The sequence below is a fragment of the Sodaliphilus sp. genome, assembly GCF_045598405.1.
GTDB lineage: Bacteria > Bacteroidota > Bacteroidia > Bacteroidales > Muribaculaceae > Sodaliphilus > Sodaliphilus limicaballi.
The window spans coordinates 36,709-63,117 of sequence record NZ_JAZLLZ010000121.1; the positions used below are offsets into that span (position 1 = coordinate 36,709).

Here is a 26,409-nt window from a genome sequence, read left to right on the forward strand (position 1 = left end):
AGCCCCTCTACGAGGCTCCTATATACTGTATAGCCTACCCCATGCTCATGTGCATCTTCGACGCACATGGCATGGAGTTTTATGAAGCAGGCCGCCGACATCTTCGATGTCACAAAGCAAGCCGCCTCTGATTGTTTTTGTTATAATGTATTTGTTATCAATAAGTTCTGGCTTATATTTCTATTTTTACCGGACACTAATAATTAATATCATATGCTGTAGTGGCAAGTTGTTTGGTGATTCATTATTCTTACCAATATTAACAGCCATGCAGGCGTACCATGGCACGTCTGCATGGCTGCATACCATATCACATACCTAGAGGGATGTTTCACCCACTCTCCCCTTTCCATTTCATGCTTTACCAACCGGGAAAATCAGCTGGTCCGAAAGTCAGATGATTACACTGATTTCTTTAGACAATAAAAGTAAAAAACGAGCGATGGTATAATACCATGCTCGTTTTTTCAGTTACTTTACGCGACTAGTGATTAGGCGTTCTTTGCCTTCTCAACGATAGCCTTGAAAGCCTCGGGGTTATTCATTGCCAGGTCGGCAAGCACCTTGCGGTTGATTTGGATACCAGCCTTATGGATGAGACCCATCAACTTGCTGTAAGAGAGGTCCTCAAGACGTGCAGCTGCGTTGATACGCTGAATCCAAAGCGCACGGAAGTTGCGTTTTTTCTTCTTGCGGTCAGCATAAGCATAGGTAAGACCTTTCTCCCAAGTGTTCTTGGCAACGGTCCAGACGTTCTTACGGGCGCCGAAATAACCTCTTGTAAGTTTTAAGATTTTCTTGCGTTTAGCTCTTGAAGCTACGTGATTAACTGATCTTGGCATTTTTTTAAATCGTTTTGAATGTCAGCGGTTTGGCTTGCAAACTCTTTGTGCTGGGCATTCGGTTAGTAAAAATGATAAAAATCTCTTGTGAAAGATAATAAAAAGGAATTACTTCTTGACAAGCATCAAGCGAACTGAATTCATGTTAGCTTTGTCAACGAGACTAACGTGAGTAAGTCTGCGTTTCTGCTTCTTTGTCTTTTTAGTCAGAATGTGACTCTTGTAAGCGTGACCTCTTTTGATCTTTCCTGTTCCGGTAAAGGAGAACCTTTTTTTGGCACCGGAATTAGTTTTAACTTTTGGCATTTTGTTGTTGTTTAAAAAAATAATTATTATTAATTACCGGGGACCAGGCACTTACCAAGCCTAATGCCCCTTTTCTTTTTCTTAACTCGAAATTACTCAGCAGGTTTTTCTTCCTTCTTCTTCGCAGCAGGTTTGCGCGGTGACAGCATGATGGTCATGCGCTTACCCTCAAGCACGGGAAGCTGGTCAACCTTTCCATACTCTTCCAGGTCGTTGGCAAAGCGGAGCAGTAACTCCTCGCCTTGTTCCTTGAAAAGGATAGAACGTCCTTTGAAGAACACATAAGACTTCACCTTGGAACCTTCTTTGAGGAACTCAATGGCGTGCTTCATCTTGAAGTTATAGTCATGCTCGTCGGTCTGCGGGCCGAAACGGATCTCCTTGACTACGACCTTAACAGACTTGGCCTTTTGCTCCTTGAGACGCTTACGCTGCTGGTACAAGAACTTCTGATAGTCCATGACGCGGCACACGGGAGGCTGAGCCATGGGAGCAATCTCAATCAAGTCGAGTTCAAGTTCATCGGCTACCTTGAGCGCCTTGGCTATGGGGTAAATACCTTCCTCCACGTTGTCACCCACGAGACGCACCTCGCGTGCTTTGATCTCGTCGTTAATAGCGTGGGCATCTTTGTCTTTTTTTCCGCCCTGCTGACGACGGCCACCCTGTGGACGAGGGCCATTGTTGCCTGCGGCTGGTGCTGACGGACGCTTCGGTCCTGACCAATAAGGTTTTTTCTGCATTCAGTAATTTTAAAATTAATATAAATTCAAGCATTATTACAACCCGTTATCCCCTGAGGGACAACAGGTTGAATTATCACTTATTCATCATCTCTGCCACTTCGGCATTGATTTCGTCTGCAAAGATAGTAATTTTTTTCGAACCTTTATCACCTTCGCCCTGTTTTCTTACAGAAACTTCTTCATTTGATGCTTCTTTTTCACCCACGATGAGCAGGTAGGGTATGCGTTTGAGTTCGTTATCGCGTATCTTTTTACCGATTTTTTCGTTGCGATCGTCGATGATAGCGCGCACGTCCTTGTCGTTGAGTTCGTCGACAACGTGTTTAGCATAGTCGTTGTATTTCTCACTGATGGGAAGCACAACGACCTGGTCGGGCACGAGCCACAAGGGGAGCTTGCCGGCAGTGTGCTCAAGCAGCACAGCCACGAAGCGTTCGAGCGAGCCGAAGGGTGCACGATGAATCATGATGGGACGGTGCTTCTTATTGTCGGTGCCTGTATATTCGAGGCCGAAGCGTTCGGGCAGGTTGTAGTCAACCTGGATAGTACCCAGCTGCCAGCGACGACCTAGGGCATCCTTAACCATGAAGTCGAGTTTGGGACCATAGAATGCAGCCTCACCCTCAACTTGCTTGGCGGGAAGACCCTTCTCGGCGCAAGCCTCGATGATAGCCTGCTCGGCACGCTGCCAGTTCTCGTCGCTGCCTACATACTTGGTGGGATTCTTGGGGTCGCGCAATGAGATCTGTGCCTCATACTCGAAACCGAACACGCCCAAGATGTGATTGATGATGTCCATCACGCTGAGGAATTCCTGCTTGAGCTGGTCGGGCGTACAATAGAGATGGGCGTCGTCCTGGGTGAACGAGCGCACGCGGGTGAGGCCATGGAGCTCACCACTCTGCTCATAACGGTAAACGGTACCGAACTCTGCAAAGCGCAGGGGAAGGTCTTTGTAGCTGCGAGGTGATGTGCGGAAGATCTCGCAGTGGTGAGGACAGTTCATGGGTTTCAACAGGTATTCCTCGCCCTCCTCGGGTGTGTGGATGGGTTGGAATGAGTCTTTACCGTATTTAGCATAGTGGCCGCTGGTAACATACAGGTTCTTGTTGCCGATGTGCGGAGTGATCACCTGCAGGTAACCATATTTCTTCTGGATTTTAGCAAGATAGTCTTGCAAGCGATTGCGCAGTGCAGCGCCCTTGGGCAGCCACAGGGGCAAACCGGCACCCACATTTTGAGAGAACGCGAAGAGCTCCATGTCCTTACCTATCTTGCGGTGGTCGCGCTTCTTTGCTTCCTCGAGCAGAGTCAAATACTCATCGAGCATTGATTTCTTGGGGAAAGTGATACCATAAACGCGCACCAGTTGCGGACGCTTCTCGTCGCCACGCCAGTAAGCGCCGGCGAGTGAAAGAATCTTCACAGCCTTGATGGGTGCGGTGGTGGGAATGTGCGGGCCACGACACAGGTCAGTGAAGTTACCCTGAGTATATGTAGTGATGTGACCATCCTCAAGTTCGTTGATGAGCTCGCACTTGAGAGTCTGGCCTCCGTCGCCGAAGAACTTGAGTGCATCGGCCTTGCTGATGTCGCGGCGCACGACTTCTTCCTTGCGTGCCACGAGTTCCAACATCTTCTTTTCAATCTTAGCAAAGTCGGCGCTGGTGAGGGTATTCTCACCGGGATCGATATCATAGTAGAAACCATTCTCAATGGCGGGACCAATACCGAACTGGATTCCCTTGTAAAGTTCTTGCAGAGCCTCGGCAAGGAGGTGGGCCGATGTGTGCCAGAAGGCGTGCTTGCCTTCCTCGTCTTCCCACTTGAAGAACTTGATTGCGCCGTCGTGTGTGATGGGGCGAGAGATGTCCCACTCCTCATCGTTAAGTGTAGCAGCCAGAATGTTACGAGCCAGTCCGGCGCTAATGCTCTCGGCAACCTGGAACGGAGTTACACCATCCTCAAATTGCTTGATGTTTCCATCAGGAAAAGTAATGTTAATCATACTGTAAATATTTTTTTGTTAGATAGTGCCATACAACGGCACTATGTGGTTTGTGAAATAACATGCAAAGATAACACATTATTATATAAAAAGCAAATTTAAACCCAAGAATCTGATATTAGTTTGCCATGCGTTTCAGCACGTTGTAGCTAGGGAGAATGCCAAGTTCGCCTGCTTTGCTCAGGTCGGCCACTCCAAGGTCTTTGTTGCCCAAACGCAAATACATGAGACCACGATTGTAATAGGCAGGAGCAAGGTCGGGTTTGAGCTCGATGGCCTTGGTGTAGCAGCTGATGGCTGATGTATAGTCGTTGACAGCCATGTAGGCATTGCCTTTGTCGTAAAGGGCATAGACGTTTTTAGGCGTGAGTTTAATCACGTCGTCGAGCGAAGCAATTATGTCCTGCATCAGCACGATGTGCTCCTGCTGGCGCAACATGGCCTTAGCACTAGCATCGTTGCCATCGGCAGCAGCATCTTGCATGGCATCGGTCATGCGGTATTTCAGGTATTTAGCATTAGCAAGCAGGAAATGAGCCATGGCAAACTTGGGATTGACAGATATAGCAGCCTTGGCATCGGCAATAGCGGCCTCGGGGTTGCGCACGAGCAGATAATCCACACCACGGGCAAAGTAATCAATGGCGCGTGGTTTGCTCGACGACAGCACGCTATTGTAATACTCAATGCTTGCAAAATGGCGGTTTATAGCTTCCTCGTCAATCGGCTTGTCGTCCTCGGTGAGCGACAGCACGCCTGGCAAGAGGCGGGTGTCGTTGAGTTCGGCAATCTCTTTCACATAATAGGTGTTGCCATTGAGTTTGTTGTCATGGGCATAGTACGACAGGACAAACATTGGTTCTGGCTCGATTTCCATGTTAGTGTTCTGGATGCGTCCGCGCTGACGGTTGGCATACTCGGGTTTGATGGGGTTCTCAGGAGCAACGGTGAGCAAGGTGTTGAACTTGTTCATGATTTCGTCTTGAGTCTCGGGATCCTCTTCGCCCAATTCTCGCTTCTCGGCTTTCTTCTTGGCCTCGTCCACCTCAATCTCGATAGGATTGAAATCACTCACATGAGTTTTTTTCTGCTTGAAGATAGCAAGAGCCTTGTCATAGTCGGCATCGCCCCCCTTGCGGTCGCCCATGCGTCGCTTCGTCTCGCCACGCGCCATATAACCGGCCTCAAATGACGGATACTTGCTGAGCACGGCATCATAGTCGGCAATTGCCTTCTTATACTGGCCAGTGCGGAAGTATAGCATCGCGCGGTTGTAATGAGCCATGAAATTGTCGGAGTTGCTTTTGAGCACATAAGTGAGATCCTCGATAGCCTTGTTGTTCTCCCCCACCTCGGCCAGCAGCAACGCGCGGTTGAAGTGTCCCTCGAGCGACGACGGGTCTAGCCCAATGGCGTAATCGTAGTCGGCCATCGCCCCAAAGTAGTCGTCAAGGTTATATTTGATGTAAGCACGGTTGATGAAATATCCGGCATATCGAGGTTCTAGTTCGATAGCAGCGTCAATGGCCTTGAGCGCGCCGTCATAGTCTTTTTTGTTGCGCATGAGCACATCGGCCTTCATGAGATATGCCGATGGATTCTTGGTAGCCAGTTCGATGCTCTTTTCGATATACTCGAGTGCCTGGGCGGTGTCGTTGCGGGCAAGGTTGAGGTGAGCGAGACCCAAATAGGTCTTGTCGTTCTTGGGGTCGAGCACACACATTCGCTGATAAGCGCTGTCGGCTTCTTCGTAGCGTTTTAGTTCGGCCAGGCACACTGCACGGTTCATGATGAAAATCTTCTCCATGGGATTGAGTTTGAGCCCCGACTCGTAGTCCTCGATAGCCCCCTTGTAGTTGCGCATGTTCTGCCTGGCTATGCCTCTCACCTGATAGGCGTCAACAATGAACGGGTTTCGCTCAATGGCCAGCGCAGCATCGGCCTCGGCCCCGCTGTAGTCCTCAAGGTTAATCTTCGCCACAGCCCTGTAGAAATAGGGCTCGGCAAGGAACGGCTTAACCTTAATGACTTGATTGAAATACTGTATTGAGAGAATGTAATCTTCAAAGTAAAGAGCGTTGCGACCTATGCGCATGACCTGGTCAGTGTTGATCTGGGCGGCAGCAGGCAGCGAGAACAACAGCATGAACAGCATGAAAACTATATGTTGTATTACCTTTTTCATTGTTTAGATTTGCAAAAGTACTAATTAATTGGCAAGGGACAACATAAAATGTTTTAATAAAGTATTAAAAACCGCAAACAATTTGGTTAATATGTAAATTTTTGAGTAATTTTGGGGAATTATTTAGTGAAAAAGGCAAAATTCAAATGAAAAAAATCATATTCATTTCCCTTCTTGCACTTGCAGTGATGATCCCCATGGAAGCTGCCGCAAAGAAGAAAAAAGACAAATTTGAAAAGAAACAAGTGACCGTGGAGCGCGTGACAGTCAAGCTTACCCCCGAGGAAGTCATTGCCATCACATCGCCCGCTAAACAACTATATGGCGAGTGGAACGTGGACTCAATAAGAAAAAAACCACTTTCCACAACCGAACGCCCGTATATATACCTGGACTTTGACAGAAAGATGTTTTATGGCAGCAATGGTTGCAACACCATCAACGGCAAGTTTGCCAACAACGGCGTCAACATGAGTTTCAAGGACATCATCAGCACATCAGAGAGTTGCCACAACCACAACGACCGCAACATGCTCAAGACGCTGACCGAGGTAGCACGAGTCCAACTCACTAAGACCACAGGAAACGTGGAACGCATGAAACTGCTCAACAACAAGGGAGCTCTGCTCATGGTGCTCACCAGGCACAACATGGACGAGCTCAACGGAGCATGGACCGTGAAGGAAATGAACAACAATAACGTCCTTGACCAGAAAATCAACCTCGTGGTAGACGTTGCACTGCAAACCATACACGCCAACACCGGATGCAACATTATCAATGGTGTGATACATATCGACGCCACCAAGGATTTTGCAATCCAGTTTGAGGACCTCCGCTCTAGCGAGAACCAGTGCAACAAGATAGGTTATGAAACTGAGATGCTGCTAGGACTAGAGCAAACCGAATACTACAAGAGAATCAATGACCACGAAGTGGCATTCATGACCAAAGACGGCACAACAGTGATAGTGCTCACCAAATTAGACCTTAAGCAATTGGTAAAAAACAAGAAATAAGAAGTAGTTTCGCCCATTATTTCTGTTAGGTTGTATGCCTAAAATAACGCGAGTATGGGAGTTTTCAATGTTGGGTAAATCGTTGCGATATCAATATGGCTGTAATACAGGTTACTCAAGAACTCTATGACGCAGCAGTTGCTGTGGCGCAGGAGTATGCACGGGTTTACGATAAGGTGTGGGACACTCCTAGCGTCAATCCAGGAGCGAGCAGCATCAAATGGAGCAAGGGATTATACCCCAAGACGATGAAGAATGTAAACAGCGTGTACATTCACGACCTGTTCTTGTGCATGCATCGCATGGGCTACACATTCTCGATGTCTTGTGCCGAGAGCGTTGCCGTTTTCTTGTGTCTCAACCATGTATTGGAGCCCGATTTCCTCGCCACACTCACTTTTCAGAACATAGAACACCGCATGCAGACCATCGGTCAGGAAGAGGCGAAGATTGCCAACTTCAAGCCTGACACCATCTACTTTGTGGGAGCCGACCATTATGAGTTCAGTCTCGTGGCCTTACTCATGCAATGCAACGAGCAGGCACTTGCCGCAGCCTATCTCGAAGTGATGCACCGCTTGTGCTCACACATGCATCAGGTTCACGGCACAGCCAGCAAGCAGGCTAAGGAGTGGCATGCAACGATTCTTGATGATTGGACGCGACAGCTACGCACCGAGCTTCAGTTGAAGCACGAATACCAACACGAAAACACTCAAGTCCACCTCGATCCCAGGAATCTCATCGACACTGACTTGTGCCGTGTCGTGAAGCAAGGAGAGCTCTCCGTGTTGAGTCCAGGCATGCGGTACACCATCTATGAAACGCCCGAGGGCGAGATATATGGCGAAACCGCAACATGCCAGTTCCGCATAGCAAATTCTATGCAGGATTTCCAGCAAATAACCGCCGAAAAACTTGAGAGAATCATCTACAACGCCGACCAGAGCATCGCAAGATAGATATCAAAATATTGTTGTCTGGTAAAAAAAAGAAAACATTTTTATTTTGATTTTTATGCTTCGCTTAGAAAATAGCTTGCTCTGCAAGCAAAATGGAATCACCTCACAGATAGTGTATTATCATTTTGAGGACAGAGTCCTCTATTTTAAGGAAGGTTCGCTGGTCGCGGCACGGGCTTTGCCCACTTACCGCTGCTCACTCCCATGAGCACGGTTCTTGGCGTGAGCCATATAAACTAAAAAAAAACATTTTCTTTTTTTATTCTATACCAAGCCCAGGTTATGCCAAAGTGTCGTAACTAGCAGTGTTTTGGGGAAGTTAGAACAACTCTCGCAATTTTAACCGAACACTACTAAATTATTTCAGCAAAAGCAATTTAAGAACTTGCGGAATGACAGGTTGCACGTTGTCGTTGATGATGACATGTGCGTTGGTTATGCGATCATTGCTTTGATTGCTGATGCGCTCTCGCACTTGCTCCTCACTCATTGAATTGCGTTTCATGACACGTGCTATGCATGTTTCGACGGGGGCAGTCACAGTCCACACACTATCAATAATCGAGGTCATGTTGCTCTCATGCAGCAAGGCAGTCTCCACAAAGCACTCGTCTCTGTCGGTCTCACTTGCCCAACGCTCAATGTCGCGCAGCACAGCAGGATGAACCAGGGCATTCACAGATGCCACCAAGCCGGGGTTTGAAAAGATGCGAGACGAGACAAAGGCCTTGTTCAGCGACCCGTCAGGAAAATAAGCATCATCACCCAGCAACTCCTTTATGCCTTCAACCAGTGGAGCCGAAGCAACCATCAGCCTCTTGGCCTCGCTGTCACAGTCATACACGGGATACCCCAAAGCTCGTAATATGCTTGAGACTACACTCTTGCCAGCACCTATGCCGCCTGTTATTGCAATTAGCATAATAATTTAGTGTTTTTCAATGATATACTCAACGCTATCAAGTTCCAGACTGACATTCTCAAACGCTCCAGGCACTTCGCCCACCATCAATTCCACCTTGTTGCCGGGGGTATTGATGTTGATTGAGTTATAGTCCACAACTGCAGTGATCGCATTATTCTTATTATTATTGTTAAAATAACTCATAGGAGCACGGTAAGTAACTTCAACCACCGACGGGAAAACGATCACATTGACATTGGGAGGCATATTGCGTACCGAGACGTGCACCTTCTGCGTCCTCAATACCATTCTCTCCACAGGTATCATGACTTCGATGGCACGGGGTTCGATGACAGCACCATTAATAGGAGCAAGAGTCACCTTGCGGCGCAATGTGTCGGTCAGCCCCGACTCGCTGAAATGATAAGTATATACTTGAGTTATTGACTTCAAAGTCTTACTGTCGCCATATACCAGCACCGAGTCATTACTGCGTTCGACCACACCGTTAAGGGTATGGGAAGGAGCTGCCGCAAGATCCATATCTAGAACCACGGGCACAAGTTTGCCAGGCAAGTCGGTATAACGGGCAGAGATATCCCCCGGCAAGACCGAGTTAATGACAGTAGTTCTGCTCAAGGTGTTAGCTATTGCCTTTTTGAGCTGCGCAGGCTCAACCCTGAAATTGCCGCTACCATCGCAATAGTCGCTGAACTTCAGTTCAAGCCTGGGCGCAGGCATAAAAAGGTATTTCAAGAAAGCCGTCCCGCGATTGCTCACATTGACAGTGAGCGTATCGGGCACGTTGCTCAAGAAATGGACATTTGCCGGACAGGATGTCACCTCTACTGGTATCTCAATATCCATAGATATAGTGCTGTTGAATGTAACCATACACCACAGCACGCATGAGATGCACACAAATGCCAAATATTGGATTACCGACTTCGAACGAATGTTCTCGCCTGGCATTTTATGGCACCACCCTATGAATCTATCCAGCAAACCCACTTTGAGACTAATTATTTAGTTTTGTTGGCGTCATCAGCAGGATTTGCGCCAAGTTCAGCAACATCCTGTGTTGACTGGTAAACCATAGTCTTGTCAATCTTGATGGTACAGCCTTCGGCTATCTGCAGCAAGATGACTGTATCCTTTACTTCCTTGATGCGTCCATAAATGCCACCAGCAGTCATCACATGGTCTCCTTTCTTGAGACTATTGCGAAATTCATTAACCTTCTTCTGTCTCTGTGATTGAGGACGAATCATGAAGAAATAGAAAATTGCTATCAAAGCAACAATCATGATAATGGAAGTCCAGCCACTGCCTCCATCGCTACCATTAGCAGCAGGAGCGCCAAATAATAAAATGTAGTTCAACATAGTTCTAAAATAGATGTTATTTTGTTTATAATTAATTCTTTATGTTATGCCTTAACAATGATGCCACGGTCACGCAGATTTTTAACTACAGAATGCAGGATGCCATTGACAAACTGTCCGCTGTTAGGAGTGCTGAATTCCTTGGCAAGCTCGATGTACTCGTTGAGGGTTACCGATGTGGGGATGCTCTCAAATCCTTTGAGTTCAGTGACTGCAACACACATGATGAGGCGATCCATGAGAGCGACACGGTTCTTGTCCCAACGCTCCGACTTGATGAACGAGTCGATTAGTATATTGTTCTCGTCCATAATCTGAACTGTGCGAGAGAACAATTTGTCGCCAAATACACGGTCCTCGTCGTCCTTGTACATGGGCATGATGGGATTGTCCTGACCATCCTGGAACTTGCGAATGCTCTTGATGATGAACTGTCCCATAGTATCAATATCCTCAACACTCCAGAAGAGTGACATGTTTTCTAACTGCTCGGCGATATCTTCGTCGTTGAGGAAAATCTGACGCACCACTTGTTTCCAAAACTCACAATCGGTAGCGCAGTCGGTGCTCGGTGCAGCCATGTACTCTTTGTAGAGGTCGCTACGCAAGATTTTGTCAAGTGTGAGACGCTTGAAGATAATCTCATCCTGCCATGAAATCAATTTGTCGTTGAAAAACACATTTAATTCCTCATTTTCACGCAACTGCGACACAAGCCAGTTGTCAACAAAACGAGTGTTAGGATTTAAGTCTTCAGCGGTGGGCATGAACTTGTTGCGAGCATCATCAAGCGCACGGTCCTGGAGATCCGTCAGTTCAATGATGAGCTTAAACAAGTACATGTACAACTCATAAGATTTCTCAAAACTCAACTGCAAGTCCTTTTTCGCTTGCTCAAAGGTGCGGTCGGGGCGAGTGAGCACATAACTATAGAGTGCCTGCACTACCTTGACCCTGATAAGAACACGATTAATCATTATATCTATTATTTTTTTATTTACACATTAATATTATATTACACCCTGATTGTCGTTGAGACGCTGACGAACCACCTCATAGATCATGATGCCCGACGCTACCGAGACATTCAATGAGTTAATCTCGCCAAACTCGGGAATCACAGCACGAGTATCACATAGTTTCATGATCTCGGGCGAAATGCCTTCGTCCTCACTACCCATCACAAGGGCCACAGGACCTGTATAATCGCAATGAGTATAGTTGTGCGAATTCTTGTCGCTAGTGCCCACAATCTTAAACCCGCTGTCGTGCAGGAACTTCACTGCGTTCACAAGGTTTCTCTCGCGGCACACAGGCAAATAATTCAATGCACCCGCCGAGGTCTTGACTGCATCGGCATTGACGCTCACACTATTACGTTCAGGAATAACTATCGCACTCACTCCTGCACACTCGCAAGTGCGAGCAATGGCGCCAAAGTTACGCACATCAGTCACGCCATCAAGCACAACAACAAAAGGGTTAACACCATCCTCATATAGCTGTGGAACCAACGAGTCTAGGTGATAATAAGTGACCGCCGAGAGCACTGCAAGCACCCCCTGGTGGTTCTTGCGCGTGATGCGGTCGATGCGCTGCACGGGAACGCGCTGCACGAGCACGCCATGAGCACGAACAACTTCGAGCAACTCCTTGCTCAAGTCGCCAGAGAGGTCTTTCTTGACATATAATTTGTCAATTTCCTTTCCCGATTCGATCGCTTCGATTACGGGACGAAGACCAAAGATATATTGAGTTTTATCTATCATACTTTCACATATTGATTGATTAGAGACTTTGCATTGTTGATTGCCGCCTCGTCAAGTCCCTTGCCGCTGAGCATACGGGCAATCTCCATAACATGCTGTTCCTGGTCAAGACCTGTGACACTGGTGAATGTGCCCTGGTCGTTGTCGCTCTTGAACACTTTGATGTGGCTTGATGCACAAGCCGCCACCTGTGGAAGATGCGTGATGGACATGACCTGGATAGACTGAGCAATGTGAGCCATCATCTCCCCTATCATGGAGGCTATGTCGCCCGACACGCCGGTATCCACCTCGTCAAATATTATCGTGGGCAAGTGCATGCTTCGTGCCACAATCGACTTGATGCACAACATGACGCGCGAAATCTCACCACCCGATGCTGTATCCTTAACTGGCATGAGAGCCTGGTTCTTGTTGAATGCCATCATAAACTCCACAGCATCAATGCCTGTCGAAGTCATCTCGGTTTCAGTAAATGCAACTTCAAACGCAACATTCTTCATACCCAAGCCAGCAACAAGAGGTTTCAGTTCATGAGCAAACGACGTAGCAGCTTTCCTGCGCGCATCGCTTAGACATCTGGCAAGCGACATTGATTCGGCCTTTTTCTTATCATACTCGGCAACCAACTCCGCAATCTCGTCATCCCCCTTTGTGATACTGGCAAGCTTTTCCTCCAGTTGATGCTGCAAGGCTATCAGTTCGTTGACACTTCCCACGTTATGTTTACGCTCAAGGGAATAAATAGTGTCGAGTCTCTCATTGATCCGGTCCAGTTCGGCAGGGTCTAGGTTCAGGTTTTCCTGTGCTTGCGACACACTCATGACAATATCTTTCAGGTCGATAATGCAGTCAGCCACACGCTGCGACATGCCGCGTGTCTCTTCCATAACCTCTTCCGTGAAAGAGAGACGTTGCCCCACAGTCTTGAGTTGATCTATTACCGAATTCTCCTCACTGCCAAGTATATTGTCAACAGTCCACAATGCATCCTTAAGCTCAGTGATATTGCTCAACTTGTTTTGCAGCGCCTCGAGTTCTTCGTCTTCGTTTTCATGAAGGTTTATCTCATGGAACTGCTCAAGCTGGAATGTGATATAGTCTTCTTCGGCTTTATTCTGGGCTATTTGCTTCTTTCGAGCTTCTATATCACGATTGAGTTCGACGCACCTGCGGTAAACAGCCTCATAGTCGTCGAGCAACTGGTCATTGTGCGCAAGTCCATCAAGTATATCAAGTTGAAATCCCGACTTGGCAAGCAGCATATTGCTATGTTGCGAATGGATATCAATAAGTCTTGTGGTAATATCCTTGAGAACACCCAATCCCACAGGGGTATCGTTGACAAAAGCCCTCGAACGTCCTGCAGCACTCACTTCGCGCCTGATGATGCATTCTGTCTCGCAATAATCAATGTCATTATCATTAAAGTAGCCGTCTAGTCCATATCCAGTGATATCAAATGTCGCCTCCACGATAATCTTATGTTCAGCATCACGCACAGCTTTAGAGTCGGCCTTGCCGCCCAGCAACAAAGACAATGCTCCTAGCAAAATAGATTTTCCGGCACCTGTTTCACCTGTTACCACAGTGAATCCGCCATTGAAGTCTATCTCTAGATGTTCAATGAGAGCATAGTTGGATATAAATAGACGCGATAGCATTTTATACGATTAGGGTTGCTTTAATAATAACTTAATTAGTAGCTTCTTTCTTGATGTTTTCGAGTCGAGTCTGCTCTGTGGGCCATAACGGGTAAAGGATCTCATAGACGCTTTCTTTCTCCGTCATATTAGCTTTAGAATAGACATTCACCAACTCATCAAGTTTGGCATCCTTAAACATTGACAGACACACCGACATGGGTGCAGCATCATAAACCTTCTTAAGGGTTTCAAGTGATTTGGTGATATTTGCCCTACCCTTATCTACACTGACACTCATCTGGTCAAGCCCCAGTCGATGATAATTATACATGATTTCCCTGATGCCCGAGGTAGATTTGTCGGTGAAGGCACTCAACACAGCACTGCGGTTTTTGGTGTCCTCAAATGCTTTCCAACCAGTTTCACCCGAACTTTGGGCCAGTCGCACTACCGCAGCAGCCTTCTCATAGTAAGGATCACCGCCGTTTTGTGCAAACGAGTCAAAGTCGATAGCGATAATCATAAATGCATAGAAGTTGAGTATCGCCGTGAGGTTACTTTCCATTTCAACTTCGGAATAAACAAGAGGATCACCCGACTGATAGGTGAATTCAATCTTTGTGTCCTTGAAGTTTATCAGGGTTGTCATGTAAGAACTATTGTAAACTGGGCGTTGTGCCTGGACTTGAAGGTCTCCTGTCATCTTGCCTGTACCATCGTCATAAGTGGCTATGGTGAAAAACATTTTGCATTCAATGCGTTCATTCATGCTGAACACAGCATCAGTCCATTTGGTCGTATTCATGTACTCCGAAATAGCCTCCTTGAGTGCATTAAACACATCCTTGTTAGCGTTAGCAACTTTCTGGCTGTTGATTTCTACCGTGCAATTAAGTTCATTTGACTCCGTTTGAGCCAATGACACCAATGATGCACATGCTATGACTAACGTCAATATGAGGTTCCTTAAGTTCATGAATCAAATGAGATTGTCAGTTTTTAAAAATTTCTGATTATAATTTGCCTGCCATGCGCAGTTTTATGCGAGTCAGCACGTTCTTGGTGTTCTCTGGAAAATCACCATTGAGCATCCAGCCATAGTAACCCGAGTCCTTGTTTAAGACATCCTCCACAAGCTGGCCTTTGTATTTTCCGAAATTGAACACCTCCTGCTTCTTGTCGTTGTATATGAAACGGCCAGCAAGATCAACGTTGCGATTAAACGTGCCATACTGTTCCGACAGTTCCTCGATGCTCATTCCTGCAAGGTCGGCATAATGTTCAAGCTGTGCCATGAACACCTCGTAGGTAACTCTGGTATCGCACGATGCCGAATGATGATTTTCCATCTCTCTGCCGCAATAAAATCTATAAGCGGCTTCAAGGTCACGCTTCTCACGCTTGTGGTAAATCACCTGGACATCAACAAAATTGCTTTTCTCCAAATCAAGGTCAACGCCTGCCCTATTCAGTTCTTGAACCAAAATGGGGATATCAAAACGATTACTGTTGAACCCTGCTATATCAGCTCCTTGGAAAACTGCCTTGATGTCCTTGGCCACCTGCTTGAAAGTGGGTTTATCCTTAACATCCTCATCGCTAATATGATGCACTGCCTGCGACACCTCGGGAATATGCATTTCGGGATTGATGCGCAAAGTCTTCTCCTCTTTTTCTCCATTGGGGAATACCTTGAGATAGCTCAACTCTATAATGCGGTCCTTCACTATGTCAAGTCCAGTGGACTCTACATCAAAAAATACGATGGGCTTTTTGAGATTCAAATCCATAACTACGGCTTAAATCATCATTGGCATTTGCAAGATGAGCAGGTCCTCGCCTTGCTTTTGCTCACTAGGCAGGAAAATACCGGCACGGGCAGGGTCAAGCAGTTTGAGGGTAACAGATTCGTTGTCAATGTTGTTGAGCACTTCAATAACATCGCTGTTCTTGAATCCCATGGTCATGGGTTCGCCGTCATACTCGCAATGGATTTTCTCCTCGGCCGAGGTTGAGTGGTCAAGGTCTTGTGCTGTAATGAGTATTGCATTCTGATCAAGTTGGAGCTTCACCAAACCGCCAACGCTAGCAAATACCGACACGCGACGCAGCGCTGTGAGCAATGTCAAGCGGTCAGCCTGCACGCTGTAGGGGTTATTCTCGGGGATAACCGAGTTATAGTTGGGATAACGTCCGTTGATGAAACGGCATGTGAGCGAATAATCACCAGTCTCAAATGTCGCGCTTGTATCATCAACCGTGATAGTAACGGGAGTTTTCTCGTTCTTGTCCAGGATGTTGCTCAAAATAGAAGCAGGTTTAGAAGGCAAGATGAAAGAACGCTCGATGTTTGGCTCCACGTTGAGTTTCCTGTAACGAACCAACTTGTGTGAATCGCTTGCTACAAATGTAATTCCGTCGTGCTTTATGTCCCAGAAAACACCCATAAATTGAGGATGCATGTCGTCGGTACCCACTGCAAAGATAGTGTGCTGGATGCCGTCAATGATGTCTTTAGGTGCAAGGGTGAATTGCTGGGTCTCGCTTGAACTTTGGTTCTTGAGAGGATATTCATCGCCATTGAGCGCAATAATATTATACTGGCCGCTCACATACTTGATCACAACCTCAAGGTTCTCCTCGTTCACGTCAACTGTCATCGCAGTGTCGGGAAGCTCTTTAAGAAGACTGAGCATGCGCTTCACGTCAACAGCAAACTTACCAGAGCCTTCGGCATCAGCAACCTCAACGTTAGTTGTCAATCGTGTCTCCATGTCACTACCTGTAACCACGAGGCGATCACCCTCAAGTTCGAACAGGAAGTTATCAAGAATCGCATATGCGTTCTTGTTGATAATCACCTTGCTAACTGCATTAAGGTGAGAAAGCAGTTTTTTGCTTTGAATGTTAAATTTCATATCGATATGTATTTTAAAATATTTTTTCTTATTGAATTTTAAGACGCAGAAACGTCTCCGCACCATAATTAACTTACAAAGATACTTATTTTTCGTCAATTACACATCAAAATCTCCCCCCATTTTTCACCACATTAAGTTAAAATAACAGTTACACGCACATGTGATAATAACCCTAAAAGCCATAAACCACAAAACCCGCCACCATAAAACAAATAAAAACAAAGCCATAACAACAATAAAAATCACACAATATCTAACCAACTGAATCTTCAAGTAATTCAGATAAAGAATCTTTTAATCTCGCAAAAAAAGTATCTTGACAAAAAAAATACAGCGAAGACTATCCAATACATAAATCAATCTATTAACCAACAAGATGTCCCATACCCAAAAAACTAAATAATTTGATAGACATAAAAGAACATCTAACATCTCCTTCAACTTTTCATCTATTAAGCGAATTCAAAATATATCCATAAATTTTACAATAACAAAAATCCCCCTATTCTCTCGAACGGGGGAATTTCAACTCCAATTCTCTTTAAGGCTAAAACCTTAAAAATTTCAATAAGAGAAAATATTACTTAATAATTTTTTCGAGTGTATCTATGTTGTTATCAATAGAATCTTGTGTTACTTCGTAATTTGACAAGTCGCCAGCAATATACTGGTCATACGCAGCCATGTCAATGAGTCCATGTCCCGACAGGTTGAACAAGATCACCTTGCTCTCGCCGCTCTCCTTGCAAGCCTTTGCTTCGCGTATTGTGGCAGCAATAGCATGAGAAGATTCTGGAGCAGGAATGATGCCCTCGCTCTGTGCAAAGAGCGTTGCTGCTGCAAATGTCTCAAGTTGAGGAATATCTACCGCCTCAATAATCTTGTCTTCAAGCAACTGGCTCACAATTGCACCAGCGCCATGGTAGCGAAGTCCACCAGCGTGAATATTAGCAGGCGCAAAATTGTGGCCAAGCGTACGCATGGGAATAAGCGGTGTATAACCAGCCTCATCACCAAAGTCATACTGGAACACGCCTCGAGTCAGTTTGGGACACGACTGGGGTTCGGCAGCGATGAAGCGAGTTGCTGCACGCGAGCCGTCAAACTTACCTTGCAAGAAGGGGAATGAAATACCCGAGAAGTTACTGCCGCCACCGAAGCAACCTATCACGATGTCAGGATATTCGCCTGCCATCTCCATCTGTTTCTTTGCCTCCTGACCGATAACTGTCTGGTGCAGTGATACATGATTGAGCACAGAACCCAGAGTGTAACGGCAGTTAGGTGTCGACATTGCCAGCTCTACCGCTTCACTGATTGCTGTGCCTAGCGAGCCTTGGTAATTGGGATGCTCGGTGATAATCTTTCGTCCGGCTTTTGTCGACATGCTGGGAGACGCAATCACCTCTGCGCCATAAGTCTGCATGATTGAGCGACGATATGGTTTCTGATGATAAGATACCTTAACCATATAAACAGCTAGTTCAAGGCCGAAATGTTTTGCCGCAAGCGATAATGCAGCACCCCACTGGCCAGCACCAGTTTCGGTAGTTATATTGGTGATACCCTGCTTCTTGCAGTAGTATGCTTGTGCGATTGCAGAGTTGAGTTTATGAGAACCCACAGGACTCACGCTCTCGTTCTTGAAATAAATGTGAGCAGGCGTGTCGAGAGCTTTTTCAAGACCACGGGCACGCACCAATGGTGTTGGACGATAGATTTTGTACATCTCGCGCACCTCTTCAGGAATCTCAATGAAACGATCAGTCATGTTTAATTCCTGGTTGGCCAGTTCCTCTGCAAAGATAGGATAAAGATCCTCTGCTTTGAGCGGCTGTTTGGTGCCGGGATGAAGCATAGGACGTGGTTTGTTGGGCATGTCAACTGTGACATTATACCATGCTGTGGGTATATCCTTCTCTTGCAATAAAAATTTCTTTGAATCTAAGCTCATGTTTATGGATAATTGTAAAATTATACAGTTAATTTCTTTTCAAAGCACTTGTTTTTCTTTGACTTTGCAAATTTATAATAACTTTTTTATATATACAAGTATTTAGTATATTTTTTCGCAAATACTTTTTATTCTTTCTAAAATATACACATTTGTGTATATATATACATAATTAAATTGACTTGATTATTTTCTTGTATCATCGTCAGCATTACGGATTGTAAAAAAAAGACTACACATAATCGTCTGCTTTTTCGACTATACATAGTTAAGATAAGCCTCTTGAAGTGAATTTTTCTTGGTTTTATTTTTTCCAAATACATTTTTTTCATAACTTTGTGGTTGATATAACTGTGATTCATTATGATTGAGACTAACTCCCACAAAATCTACGGCCTGATAGGCCATCCCCTAGGACACTCGTTCTCCAAGGACTATTTCAACCGCAAGTTTGATGCCGAGAGCATCAATGCTGAGTATATCAATTATGATCTTGAAGACATAGGCGAACTGATGGAGCTCATAAGCGAGACTCCCATGATTGGAGGTCTCAATGTCACTATACCTTATAAGGAACAAGTGATGCCCTATCTTGCGTCTATCGACGACGCGGCACATGAGATTGGAGCAGTCAATGTGATCAAGTTTATAAAGGACTCCGAGGGCGAACTTCTCGAACTCAGAGGTTACAACAGTGACGCACCTGCATTTGGACAAACCATCAAGCCTTTGCTCAACAACGCCCGCACTAGTGCCTTGGTGCTCGGCACCGGTGGTGCTTCTAAAGCAGTGAAATATGCTTTGGAAAAACTGGGCGTTAAGGTCAACTTTGTTTCTAGACGCAAGTCGGCTACAACAATCGCTTACGAGGAATTGACTAAGGCAATGGTGGCACAACACAAGATTATCGTCAACACTACCCCACTCGGAATGTATCCGCACGTTGATGAATGTCCCGACTTCCCTTACCGTTTCCTCACACACGAGCATCTGTGTTACGACCTTATTTACAACCCCGATGAGACTATGTTCATGAAAAAGAGCAAAGAGGCGGGAGCCGAGGTGAAAAACGGTCTTGAAATGCTTCTGCTGCAAGCGTTTATTTCTTACGAAATTTGGAATAAAGAGGGTATCTAATCCCCCTTTACCTATACCCCGAATGCAACAGGCACAACAGTCTATTCTGGCACGCGTTCCTCTTGCAAGAATCCTAGTGCCCATGCTGGGCGGCATTGGCGCTGCACAGTGGAGCGAGTCGGTCATTATCCCTGCATTGATCATTCTTGCAGGAGTTTTGCTCTACGCTTTCTTGAATTGGATGGTCCCCCACACGCCGCAATGGTCTATGAACGTCAGGCCATGGTGGATTGTCCCTATCGCTGCCGTTTCTTTTGGACTAGGGTGGATAAACACCAGCTTAAATGCTCCGCCATCACTAAACATACAGGAAATCAAGGGATGCATGGCCCAGGCCCGTGTCAATGACATCTATTATAGCGATCGGTCGATGACAATTGATGCTACAATGCTTTGGGCTGCCGACCGTGACGGAAAGCTGAAGCTCGACAGAAAGCATGACATATCAATCTCGACCAATGGGTGCAACTACAATCTTGAGCCCGGTGACCTTATCATGTATGAATGCCAGCTAGACACGATTAAGAACATGGGCAATCCCGATGGTTTTGACATGGCCCAGCACATGAGCCGCCAGGGGGTGCTCTACTCACAGCATTTACCGGTAACGGCAATCATGGTAACCGGCACTTCTCACACTCTCATCACCCAGTGTAACAAACTGAAAAAGCAGCTGATATCCATACTTTTCAATACGCACACGAGTGCCGAATGCCAAAACTTCATCGCGGCTACCCTGCTGGGCAACAGCAAGTTTATCACACCCGAAACTCGCAACACATTTGCAATGGCTGGAATCTCACACATACTGGCATTGAGCGGAATGCATGTGGGCGTCATCATGGCAATAGTATGGTTCTTGCTTTTCCCGCTTAACTACACACGCCTGCGTCCGCTACGATTTTTTATCACTATAATTATCCTTGCAGCCTATGCCGTGTTCACAGGAATGTCGCCGTCGGTGGTCAGAGCCACCATAATGATGTCAATAGTTGTGGCCGGACTGATGTTTCATCGCAAGACATTATCTCTAAACTCACTAGCCCTTGCTGCCATTATTATTCTCCTTCTATATCCGTCATCGCTCTATTCTGTTGGTTTCCAATTAAGTTTCGCTACGGTAGCATTCTTGATCATCTTTAACCAACAGACGTTTTCCAAGAATCTAAAAAAATCCTCGCCCATCCTTGCATGGACATTCACACTCACTATGACTTCAATCATTGCAACAGCATCCACCATAATGCTCACCGCATGGTATTTCAACACAATATCACTGCTTTCGGTCGTAGGCAATGTGTTAGTGCTTCCAGTTTTCCCTATCTTGATGGTGTGTGCTGCAATATTCCTGTCGCTAATCGCTTGTGGAATTGAAATAGACTGGTTTAGTTCTATCATCGATAGCATGTACAACAGTATAGCATGGGTTGCGCGTCTCACGGGTGAAAATTTGCCTGGATACTTTGGCAATGTGTATGTTACATCACTTGATGTAGTCCTCTATTACATTGCTCTGGTATCTATCGCAGTCTGGTTGTTCAACCGTCGCTTCAAGTGGATGAATCTCTCATTGCTGTTCATCGCCTTGCTATTTGCATCACAAGCCTACACCACAGCCACGACACCCAGGCAAGGATTCGTGGTATTCAATAATCACACCCTTACCCAAATCCTATACTTCAACAATGGACACGGCATTTTGTGGATACCCGATAGCGACAGCGACATCGAGAGCTTCATCTTGTACAACAAACGGTTGCTCTCACACTACAAAGTGAACCACATAGAGATGATAGAAGGAAAAGAAGGATGTGCAATCGGCGGAATGAAAGTAGTGTGTGTAGGCAATGGCAAGTGGCAAAGAATCAAGAAACTAGAACATCGCATCGACGTGGATCTCTTGGTAGTGACCAAGAAATATCACAACTCCATCGACAAACTGCTGGAAATTTATAATCCACGTAAGATCATTCTATCAGGAGACATCTATAAAGACAATCTTGAAGTATTTGAGCAAGAATGCATTACTAGTGGTGTACCCTACTACTCAATTCATTCTAATGGTGCCTATTTCACACGCCCTGCACACTCGAAATGAGTGTTGTAATAATTTTGCGCAAGAGAATTAACCGTAACACCTTGCGATGAAGACGCATGAGCGAAGTACCCGTCTTTCAAATAGATGCCCACGTGGGTTATGCGACCGGGATTTTTGCCATGAAAAAAGACTAGATCTCCCTCCTTCAGGTTGTTGCGGGATATTGGTTTGCAGTTCTTCTCAAAGATGCGCCCAGAATTTCGCTCAATAGGTTTTTTATATACCGCCAGATAAACCTTCATCACAAACCCCGAACAATCAGTGCAAACGCCTTTAGTTTCACATGCATACTTGTAGGGAGTACCCAGCCATTCCTTAATCTCATTATACAATTCCTTGTTATCCTCCTTACCAAGTTTTATATCAAGTCTTTTCCATGCCTTATAAACATCACCTTTTTCATCAGTACGAGAAGAGTGTGTTACCGAAGCAGTTGTGTGTTTAGATGGTTTGTCATAAATATCATCTTTATTATAATTGCGTTTACCACAAGACAACAGCGACAACATTGTTACCGCCACACACACAAATAATATGATACGATATCGATTCATTATTAAAACGAATGTGAGGTCAATATAAATAAACCCCACATTCTATTCCATATTTACATACTTAATTTAAGCTTCCTTTGCTTCTTCCTCTTTTGCCTCCTCGGCAGCATTTTCTTCAGCAGGAACAAATTCGGTAATACCAGCACCCACAAGAATATTATACCAAGAGATTACCTTCTTAATGTCATTATTGTAAACACGTTCCTCATCATAGTTAGGAAGCACGCTCTTAAAGAAATCAGCGAGTTGCTCACCTGTCTTATAATCAGCGGCATTCAACTGCTTGCCATCAAATTGCTTGCTGATTGTATCCATAACTTGCGCCAGAGGAACCTCCTGGTCAAGAGTATAGATAGCGATATCACCTAAAGAGATAATCTTATCGCGAGCAGTAGCAGGAGTGCGCTTGCCATCAACAAGGCTTTCAACGATAAGAAGGTTTTTACCATAAGATATTAACTTGTACAATCCGGGCTTTCCCGAAATCGATAATATTGTCTTAAGCATAATTTAATTAATTAGTTTTTTATTATTTATTATTAGTGCAAAGTTAGTAAAAAATTAAAACTCATGCAAGAAAACTCTCAAATATCTAGAAAATACCATAATAATCATATTTCCAATAAATGTTATAGTTTTTACTCGCTTTTATCTGTTTTTTTCACTTTTATCGCCTTTTATCACTTTGATCACTTTCTGGTGGTCAAAAGCATAATTTGTTGTTTCATAGATGCAAAAATAACAAACCGCCTAAACGAAAACACTATCAACTGGGCAATCAGTGGGAAAGTAGTGTTTTTTTCCTGGGAAAAGGAAAGTTAAGCGGGAAAGTGCGACCCCTTCGAGGTCGGCTGGGGTGTGTTCCTTTCTCCGACGGCCTGCGGCCATCGGTTACGATGCAATGTGACGACACCGTCGTCAATTAGCCGAACCAGAGACATATCAATAAACAGCGTGTATTCCCAAATAGCAAGGTCGTGACAAACAAAACAGGCAAGGTCACGGCAAACAACATCCCTTTTGGGATGTGATATTGTAGGCAGCAATGCTGGCGTGCCGTGGGTACGCCGAAATGGCTGTAAAAAGTAGATAATAATTACCCGTGCCTTTAGGTACGGGATAAGAAACCGTAAAGCTTCGAGCCTGTCGCTCTCTGCTATTCCATACCTAAAGGCATGGTTTGCTTGTGATACCTTTATCCCAGCCATATCGTCCTGCAAATGCAGTCCCTCATGGCTGGCCGCCGGGCTTCAGCCCGCTTTTCTTGCGCAGGGTCTTTGTGCGGCGCACGATCTCGTCCTTCAGCTTCTCCTTTGAGGGCGATGTGCTGCTGTTGTTGGAGTCCTTGTCCGGTTTCTCATACTTCTCCAGGCGTTTCCTGAGTTTGCGGTTCTCCTTTTGCAGCATCTGCACGTTACGGTTCAGGGCGGCAATCTCTGTATATTGCGCATCTATGGTTTCAAGCATCGAATCCATCTTCGAGGCCAGCATGTCCATTTCCTTTATGATATCCGTAACTTGCTCTTTCATAGAGCACAAAGGTACAAAAAATATTTGACATACACAAGAAAAACGGATATTATTTTATTAGTTTTCAAGACTTTATTGCACTTGCCCGATTTAGGGCTGAAGAACATCGAATTGCATGAAGGATAATAGCTATTATATGTAAAATCGTATTGCTGAATAGTTACTCATTGATTAGTTTAATGTTATTTTTTAATAATAGATAAAGTAGCGCCATAAGCGGCGATGACCTTCAGAAACGCAGCTAACGTCAATGTTGTGCGTCCTGATTCAAAATTAGAGACGAGTGGGTTGGATGCACCTACTTTCCAAGAAGCTTGCCCAGCGCTTAACCCAAGGGATTTGCGAACAGATTTGGCCCATATCACAAAATCATTATATGAATTGACCAAGAACTCTTCATCATTACGCCGTAATGCGATAACATGCTGCAAATTATTTAAATATAATATCGCATAAGACAACTTTACACGTCCAGTGCCATTTTCAAGATGCTTATTGCTAATTGGAGTCAGCCCTTCACACATTGTTTTGTTATTAAGTGATGACGTGTTAAGTGCGCACACCAAATTGCCGAAGTCTGTCAATGTCAATTCTGCGCAAACTGGCATGTCTACAGGTATAGTGCGATAATTAACACCGCTCTGAATTACACATTCAAAATTTAAAGCATCTATCAGTCCCAAGGCGTTAGATATATATATTCTTCTATGATAAGACAACATACCTTGTAATGTGGTTTGTGGTATTTTTGAGCATACTGCTAATGCATAACGAGACACATTACGCTGTTTCATAATATTACATACCCAATCAATAAAACTAGAATAATCAGATATGATCTCATTAGTTACACCATCGGTAATAATGAACACGCTATTTAAATACTGTACATATTGCAGTATCCTGTCCATTCTAGCATTCACCACGCCATACTCATAGGCAGCAATGTCAGTGCCATTGCCGAATTTCAAATCACGCACCACATCAGTACAGGTAATTCCCTTACTTTCACGTATCTCCTTCAGCCTTTGTCCTAATTCTTCTTTCGTCATATCTTATATTTTGTGCAAAAATACAATAATCACAACAAAATACAAAAGTTTTAACTTACTTTTTGCAAAGCTTCGTCAACAGCTGGTCCTTGATGTTATGCATTTTTGCGATACCATCCTCCATAGTGTCGATGGCGTCCTGCATCTGGTCGCCTCTGCTTCCGCATTGCAAACCCTCTGGAAGCGAGTCAAATGCCTCAGTTTCCTCATCACATACCGCTTGAATAGCATCGATAGCATCGTCCAGGATGTTCAATGCTTCTTCCAAATCTTGTCTTCTCTGTTTGTTCATAATAAATGTTTTTAAAAAGTTAATAATTATTGTTTGTTAGTTGGTTACTGCACTAATTGCAGTAACATTTTTTGCACATTTGCTGTAGTATTGTTACTGCACTAATTGCAGGCATAGGTTTACCTATATCAATCGTTATTTTCAAAAATTTCCCGTACTATAGCGGGGACTCCTCCCATAATTATGTAAGCAACAAAACCCCAACCAGGATTTAAATCGCTGCCACTACATAATGGAATCATAATGATAGCCGATATTATACCTCCAATAAAAAAAAGCATAGAGGCAGCTAGTAACTGCGTCAGGTCTTCATTGTAAATAACGGTACGATACATGCATGCCGTAAATATCACGGCAGCCAGCGTTGGCACAAAACCAAACACCCACCCAGCAGGATCCCATGTAAGTCCTGTGGCAATATATGCCGCAATAATAAGTACATATACAAATCCAACACAAAAAATAACCGCACATTTTTCAGCAACGGCCGTTTTTCGTTGCATGTCACGCCGCTTCCGATTCTCCGCATCAAATTGTTGTTTTGCCTCATACGACGTCCATTTTGGTTTCGCTGAATGAGCGTGCAATTTCAAATAACGAGTGCAATTATGTTGCCAACGCTTATTGGAATCCACACAATAAGCATTAGTACGACCATTCAAGTCACAATCTACAAAATACGGACACTGCCCATTTTTATCGCTTGCCTGTGCCTCTATGCTATTATTAGCCTTATTACTAAGCATTTTCTCCATCTTAGACCGCGCTCCAATCTTCCGACAGAAACTTCTCAAAAGTTTGCAAGACTCAGCTTTATTCGCAGCAAATCCAGTAAGATGGCATAATTCACTCTGAGGGCACGCATCCGCAAATGGGCATATATTACATTCTTGCACCACTCTGCATGCGAGCAGATATTCAGGTTCTAATTTTTCTCTTGTTAATGTTGTTTCCATATATCCTTAATTCCGCAGCACTTTTGTTAACAATTTTTATAATATCCTGAGCAACAAAAAGTTGCCCAGGATTTTGTCATGTCGGTGATTTCACTTAATTTAGTGCGGCAAATAAAACCAAACGAACCACCAACACGACATCG

25 protein-coding genes are annotated in these 26,409 nt (G+C 44.9%); 4 read left to right on the forward strand and 21 right to left on the reverse strand.

The window, feature by feature from the left end; genetic code table 11:
* Positions 1–491: 491 nt before the first annotated feature.
* The 5 genes from rplT to ACKI3C_RS08560 form a co-directional block, all read right to left on the reverse strand.
* Complete coding sequence (gene rplT, locus ACKI3C_RS08540; protein ID WP_407404025.1) at positions 492–842, reverse strand: 50S ribosomal protein L20; 351 nt, start codon at positions 840–842, stop codon at positions 492–494.
* 108 nt (positions 843–950) lie between these two features.
* On the reverse strand, positions 951–1,148 hold the full coding sequence (gene rpmI / locus ACKI3C_RS08545) for a 50S ribosomal protein L35 (protein WP_407404027.1): 198 nt from the start codon (positions 1,146–1,148) through the stop codon (positions 951–953).
* 92 nt (positions 1,149–1,240) lie between these two features.
* A complete protein-coding gene (gene infC, locus ACKI3C_RS08550; RefSeq protein ID WP_407404029.1) occupies positions 1,241–1,891 on the reverse strand; it encodes a translation initiation factor IF-3 in 651 nt (216 codons plus the stop codon).
* 76 nt (positions 1,892–1,967) lie between these two features.
* Complete coding sequence (gene thrS / locus ACKI3C_RS08555) at positions 1,968–3,902, reverse strand: threonine--tRNA ligase (RefSeq protein WP_407404031.1); 1,935 nt, start codon at positions 3,900–3,902, stop codon at positions 1,968–1,970.
* Between the two features lie 118 nt (positions 3,903–4,020).
* Positions 4,021–6,087 carry a tetratricopeptide repeat protein gene (locus ACKI3C_RS08560; protein ID WP_407404033.1) on the reverse strand — a complete coding sequence of 689 codons (2,067 nt, stop codon included), beginning with the start codon at positions 6,085–6,087 and terminating at the stop codon, positions 4,021–4,023.
* A gap of 146 nt (positions 6,088–6,233) precedes the next feature.
* Here ACKI3C_RS08560 and ACKI3C_RS08565 point away from each other — a divergent pair, with 146 nt between their 5' ends.
* The gene (locus tag ACKI3C_RS08565) at positions 6,234–7,106 is read left to right on the forward strand and encodes an META domain-containing protein (RefSeq protein WP_407404035.1); all 873 of its coding nucleotides are present in this window, start codon (positions 6,234–6,236) and stop codon (positions 7,104–7,106) included.
* A gap of 95 nt (positions 7,107–7,201) precedes the next feature.
* The gene (locus tag ACKI3C_RS08570) at positions 7,202–8,068 is read left to right on the forward strand and encodes a hypothetical protein (RefSeq protein WP_407404037.1); all 867 of its coding nucleotides are present in this window, start codon (positions 7,202–7,204) and stop codon (positions 8,066–8,068) included.
* A 358-nt stretch (positions 8,069–8,426) separates the two neighbouring features.
* On the opposite strand, the gene coaE is transcribed toward ACKI3C_RS08570, so the two are convergent.
* From coaE to ACKI3C_RS08620, 10 genes are all read right to left on the reverse strand, one after another.
* On the reverse strand, positions 8,427–8,990 hold the full coding sequence (gene coaE, locus ACKI3C_RS08575; protein WP_407404039.1) for a dephospho-CoA kinase: 564 nt from the start codon (positions 8,988–8,990) through the stop codon (positions 8,427–8,429).
* 6 nt (positions 8,991–8,996) lie between these two features.
* The gene (locus tag ACKI3C_RS08580) at positions 8,997–9,839 is read right to left on the reverse strand and encodes a hypothetical protein (RefSeq protein WP_407404041.1); all 843 of its coding nucleotides are present in this window, start codon (positions 9,837–9,839) and stop codon (positions 8,997–8,999) included.
* Between the two features lie 155 nt (positions 9,840–9,994).
* A complete protein-coding gene (gene yajC / locus ACKI3C_RS08585; protein WP_407404043.1) occupies positions 9,995–10,357 on the reverse strand; it encodes a preprotein translocase subunit YajC in 363 nt (120 codons plus the stop codon).
* A gap of 44 nt (positions 10,358–10,401) precedes the next feature.
* Positions 10,402–11,334, reverse strand: a complete 933-nt coding sequence (locus ACKI3C_RS08590) for a transcription antitermination protein NusB (protein ID WP_407404045.1) — start codon at positions 11,332–11,334, stop codon at positions 10,402–10,404.
* Between the two features lie 33 nt (positions 11,335–11,367).
* The gene (gene rlmB / locus ACKI3C_RS08595; RefSeq protein ID WP_407404047.1) at positions 11,368–12,126 is read right to left on the reverse strand and encodes a 23S rRNA (guanosine(2251)-2'-O)-methyltransferase RlmB; all 759 of its coding nucleotides are present in this window, start codon (positions 12,124–12,126) and stop codon (positions 11,368–11,370) included.
* Positions 12,123–13,790 carry a DNA repair protein RecN gene (gene recN, locus ACKI3C_RS08600; RefSeq protein ID WP_407404049.1) on the reverse strand — a complete coding sequence of 556 codons (1,668 nt, stop codon included), beginning with the start codon at positions 13,788–13,790 and terminating at the stop codon, positions 12,123–12,125. The genes rlmB and recN overlap by 4 nt, the downstream gene beginning before the upstream one ends.
* A gap of 31 nt (positions 13,791–13,821) precedes the next feature.
* Positions 13,822–14,748 carry a DUF4835 family protein gene (locus ACKI3C_RS08605; protein WP_407404051.1) on the reverse strand — a complete coding sequence of 309 codons (927 nt, stop codon included), beginning with the start codon at positions 14,746–14,748 and terminating at the stop codon, positions 13,822–13,824.
* A gap of 37 nt (positions 14,749–14,785) precedes the next feature.
* The gene (locus tag ACKI3C_RS08610; RefSeq protein WP_407404053.1) at positions 14,786–15,562 is read right to left on the reverse strand and encodes an exonuclease domain-containing protein; all 777 of its coding nucleotides are present in this window, start codon (positions 15,560–15,562) and stop codon (positions 14,786–14,788) included.
* 9 nt (positions 15,563–15,571) lie between these two features.
* Positions 15,572–16,690 carry a DNA polymerase III subunit beta gene (dnaN, locus tag ACKI3C_RS08615; protein ID WP_407404055.1) on the reverse strand — a complete coding sequence of 373 codons (1,119 nt, stop codon included), beginning with the start codon at positions 16,688–16,690 and terminating at the stop codon, positions 15,572–15,574.
* Positions 16,691–17,273: 583 nt separating this feature from the next.
* Entirely contained in the window at positions 17,274–18,647 is a 1,374-nt protein-coding gene (locus ACKI3C_RS08620; protein WP_407404057.1) for a TrpB-like pyridoxal phosphate-dependent enzyme, read from the reverse strand.
* A 363-nt stretch (positions 18,648–19,010) separates the two neighbouring features.
* Between ACKI3C_RS08620 and ACKI3C_RS08625 the strand changes: the two genes are divergently transcribed.
* A complete protein-coding gene (locus tag ACKI3C_RS08625) occupies positions 19,011–19,784 on the forward strand; it encodes a shikimate dehydrogenase family protein (protein WP_407404059.1) in 774 nt (257 codons plus the stop codon).
* A gap of 22 nt (positions 19,785–19,806) precedes the next feature.
* The gene (locus tag ACKI3C_RS08630; RefSeq protein WP_407404061.1) at positions 19,807–21,882 is read left to right on the forward strand and encodes a ComEC/Rec2 family competence protein; all 2,076 of its coding nucleotides are present in this window, start codon (positions 19,807–19,809) and stop codon (positions 21,880–21,882) included.
* Here the strand turns inward: ACKI3C_RS08630 and ACKI3C_RS08635 are convergent.
* The 6 genes from ACKI3C_RS08635 to ACKI3C_RS08660 all read right to left on the reverse strand — a co-directional run bounded on the left by ACKI3C_RS08635 (position 21,852) and on the right by ACKI3C_RS08660 (position 26,266).
* Positions 21,852–22,436, reverse strand: coding sequence for a C40 family peptidase (locus tag ACKI3C_RS08635; RefSeq protein ID WP_407404063.1), 585 nt, complete (start codon positions 22,434–22,436; stop codon positions 21,852–21,854). The genes ACKI3C_RS08630 and ACKI3C_RS08635 overlap by 31 nt on opposite strands.
* Before the next feature lie 66 nt (positions 22,437–22,502).
* Positions 22,503–22,943: a DUF5606 domain-containing protein gene (locus ACKI3C_RS08640; protein WP_407404065.1), complete on the reverse strand. Its 441-nt coding sequence runs from the start codon at positions 22,941–22,943 to the stop codon at positions 22,503–22,505.
* Between the two features lie 723 nt (positions 22,944–23,666).
* The gene (locus tag ACKI3C_RS08645; RefSeq protein ID WP_407404067.1) at positions 23,667–23,966 is read right to left on the reverse strand and encodes a hypothetical protein; all 300 of its coding nucleotides are present in this window, start codon (positions 23,964–23,966) and stop codon (positions 23,667–23,669) included.
* A 182-nt stretch (positions 23,967–24,148) separates the two neighbouring features.
* A complete protein-coding gene (locus tag ACKI3C_RS08650) occupies positions 24,149–25,018 on the reverse strand; it encodes a helix-turn-helix transcriptional regulator (protein WP_407404069.1) in 870 nt (289 codons plus the stop codon).
* Between the two features lie 55 nt (positions 25,019–25,073).
* A complete protein-coding gene (locus ACKI3C_RS08655; protein ID WP_407404071.1) occupies positions 25,074–25,310 on the reverse strand; it encodes a hypothetical protein in 237 nt (78 codons plus the stop codon).
* A 128-nt stretch (positions 25,311–25,438) separates the two neighbouring features.
* Positions 25,439–26,266: a hypothetical protein gene (locus ACKI3C_RS08660; protein ID WP_407404073.1), complete on the reverse strand. Its 828-nt coding sequence runs from the start codon at positions 26,264–26,266 to the stop codon at positions 25,439–25,441.
* Between the last annotated feature and the right edge of the window lie 143 nt (positions 26,267–26,409).

Excerpts from the sequence above, each read along its gene's own strand:
- ACKI3C_RS08635 (WP_407404063.1), bottom strand. The coding sequence starts at position 22,436 with ATGAATCGATATCGTATCATATTATTTGTGTGTGTGGCGGTAACAATG.
- thrS (WP_407404031.1), bottom strand. The coding sequence starts at position 3,902 with ATGATTAACATTACTTTTCCTGATGGAAACATCAAGCAATTTGAGGAT.
- ACKI3C_RS08645 (WP_407404067.1), bottom strand. The coding sequence starts at position 23,966 with ATGAAAGAGCAAGTTACGGATATCATAAAGGAAATGGACATGCTGGCC.
- ACKI3C_RS08580 (WP_407404041.1), bottom strand. The coding sequence starts at position 9,839 with ATGGATATTGAGATACCAGTAGAGGTGACATCCTGTCCGGCAAATGTC.
- ACKI3C_RS08650 (WP_407404069.1), bottom strand. The coding sequence starts at position 25,018 with ATGACGAAAGAAGAATTAGGACAAAGGCTGAAGGAGATACGTGAAAGT.
- rplT (WP_407404025.1), bottom strand. The coding sequence starts at position 842 with ATGCCAAGATCAGTTAATCACGTAGCTTCAAGAGCTAAACGCAAGAAA.
- rpmI (WP_407404027.1), bottom strand. The coding sequence starts at position 1,148 with ATGCCAAAAGTTAAAACTAATTCCGGTGCCAAAAAAAGGTTCTCCTTT.
- ACKI3C_RS08605 (WP_407404051.1), bottom strand. The coding sequence starts at position 14,748 with ATGAACTTAAGGAACCTCATATTGACGTTAGTCATAGCATGTGCATCA.
- rlmB (WP_407404047.1), bottom strand. The coding sequence starts at position 12,126 with ATGATAGATAAAACTCAATATATCTTTGGTCTTCGTCCCGTAATCGAA.
- ACKI3C_RS08655 (WP_407404071.1), bottom strand. The coding sequence starts at position 25,310 with ATGAACAAACAGAGAAGACAAGATTTGGAAGAAGCATTGAACATCCTG.
- ACKI3C_RS08620 (WP_407404057.1), bottom strand. The coding sequence starts at position 18,647 with ATGAGCTTAGATTCAAAGAAATTTTTATTGCAAGAGAAGGATATACCC.
- dnaN (WP_407404055.1), bottom strand. The coding sequence starts at position 16,690 with ATGAAATTTAACATTCAAAGCAAAAAACTGCTTTCTCACCTTAATGCA.
- recN (WP_407404049.1), bottom strand. The coding sequence starts at position 13,790 with ATGCTATCGCGTCTATTTATATCCAACTATGCTCTCATTGAACATCTA.
- ACKI3C_RS08625 (WP_407404059.1), top strand. The coding sequence starts at position 19,011 with ATGATTGAGACTAACTCCCACAAAATCTACGGCCTGATAGGCCATCCC.
- yajC (WP_407404043.1), bottom strand. The coding sequence starts at position 10,357 with ATGTTGAACTACATTTTATTATTTGGCGCTCCTGCTGCTAATGGTAGC.
- ACKI3C_RS08590 (WP_407404045.1), bottom strand. The coding sequence starts at position 11,334 with ATGATTAATCGTGTTCTTATCAGGGTCAAGGTAGTGCAGGCACTCTAT.
- ACKI3C_RS08610 (WP_407404053.1), bottom strand. The coding sequence starts at position 15,562 with ATGGATTTGAATCTCAAAAAGCCCATCGTATTTTTTGATGTAGAGTCC.
- ACKI3C_RS08640 (WP_407404065.1), bottom strand. The coding sequence starts at position 22,943 with ATGCTTAAGACAATATTATCGATTTCGGGAAAGCCCGGATTGTACAAG.
- infC (WP_407404029.1), bottom strand. The coding sequence starts at position 1,891 with ATGCAGAAAAAACCTTATTGGTCAGGACCGAAGCGTCCGTCAGCACCA.
- ACKI3C_RS08660 (WP_407404073.1), bottom strand. The coding sequence starts at position 26,266 with ATGGAAACAACATTAACAAGAGAAAAATTAGAACCTGAATATCTGCTC.
- ACKI3C_RS08565 (WP_407404035.1), top strand. The coding sequence starts at position 6,234 with ATGAAAAAAATCATATTCATTTCCCTTCTTGCACTTGCAGTGATGATC.
- coaE (WP_407404039.1), bottom strand. The coding sequence starts at position 8,990 with ATGCTAATTGCAATAACAGGCGGCATAGGTGCTGGCAAGAGTGTAGTC.
- ACKI3C_RS08560 (WP_407404033.1), bottom strand. The coding sequence starts at position 6,087 with ATGAAAAAGGTAATACAACATATAGTTTTCATGCTGTTCATGCTGTTG.
- ACKI3C_RS08570 (WP_407404037.1), top strand. The coding sequence starts at position 7,202 with ATGGCTGTAATACAGGTTACTCAAGAACTCTATGACGCAGCAGTTGCT.
- ACKI3C_RS08630 (WP_407404061.1), top strand. The coding sequence starts at position 19,807 with ATGCAACAGGCACAACAGTCTATTCTGGCACGCGTTCCTCTTGCAAGA.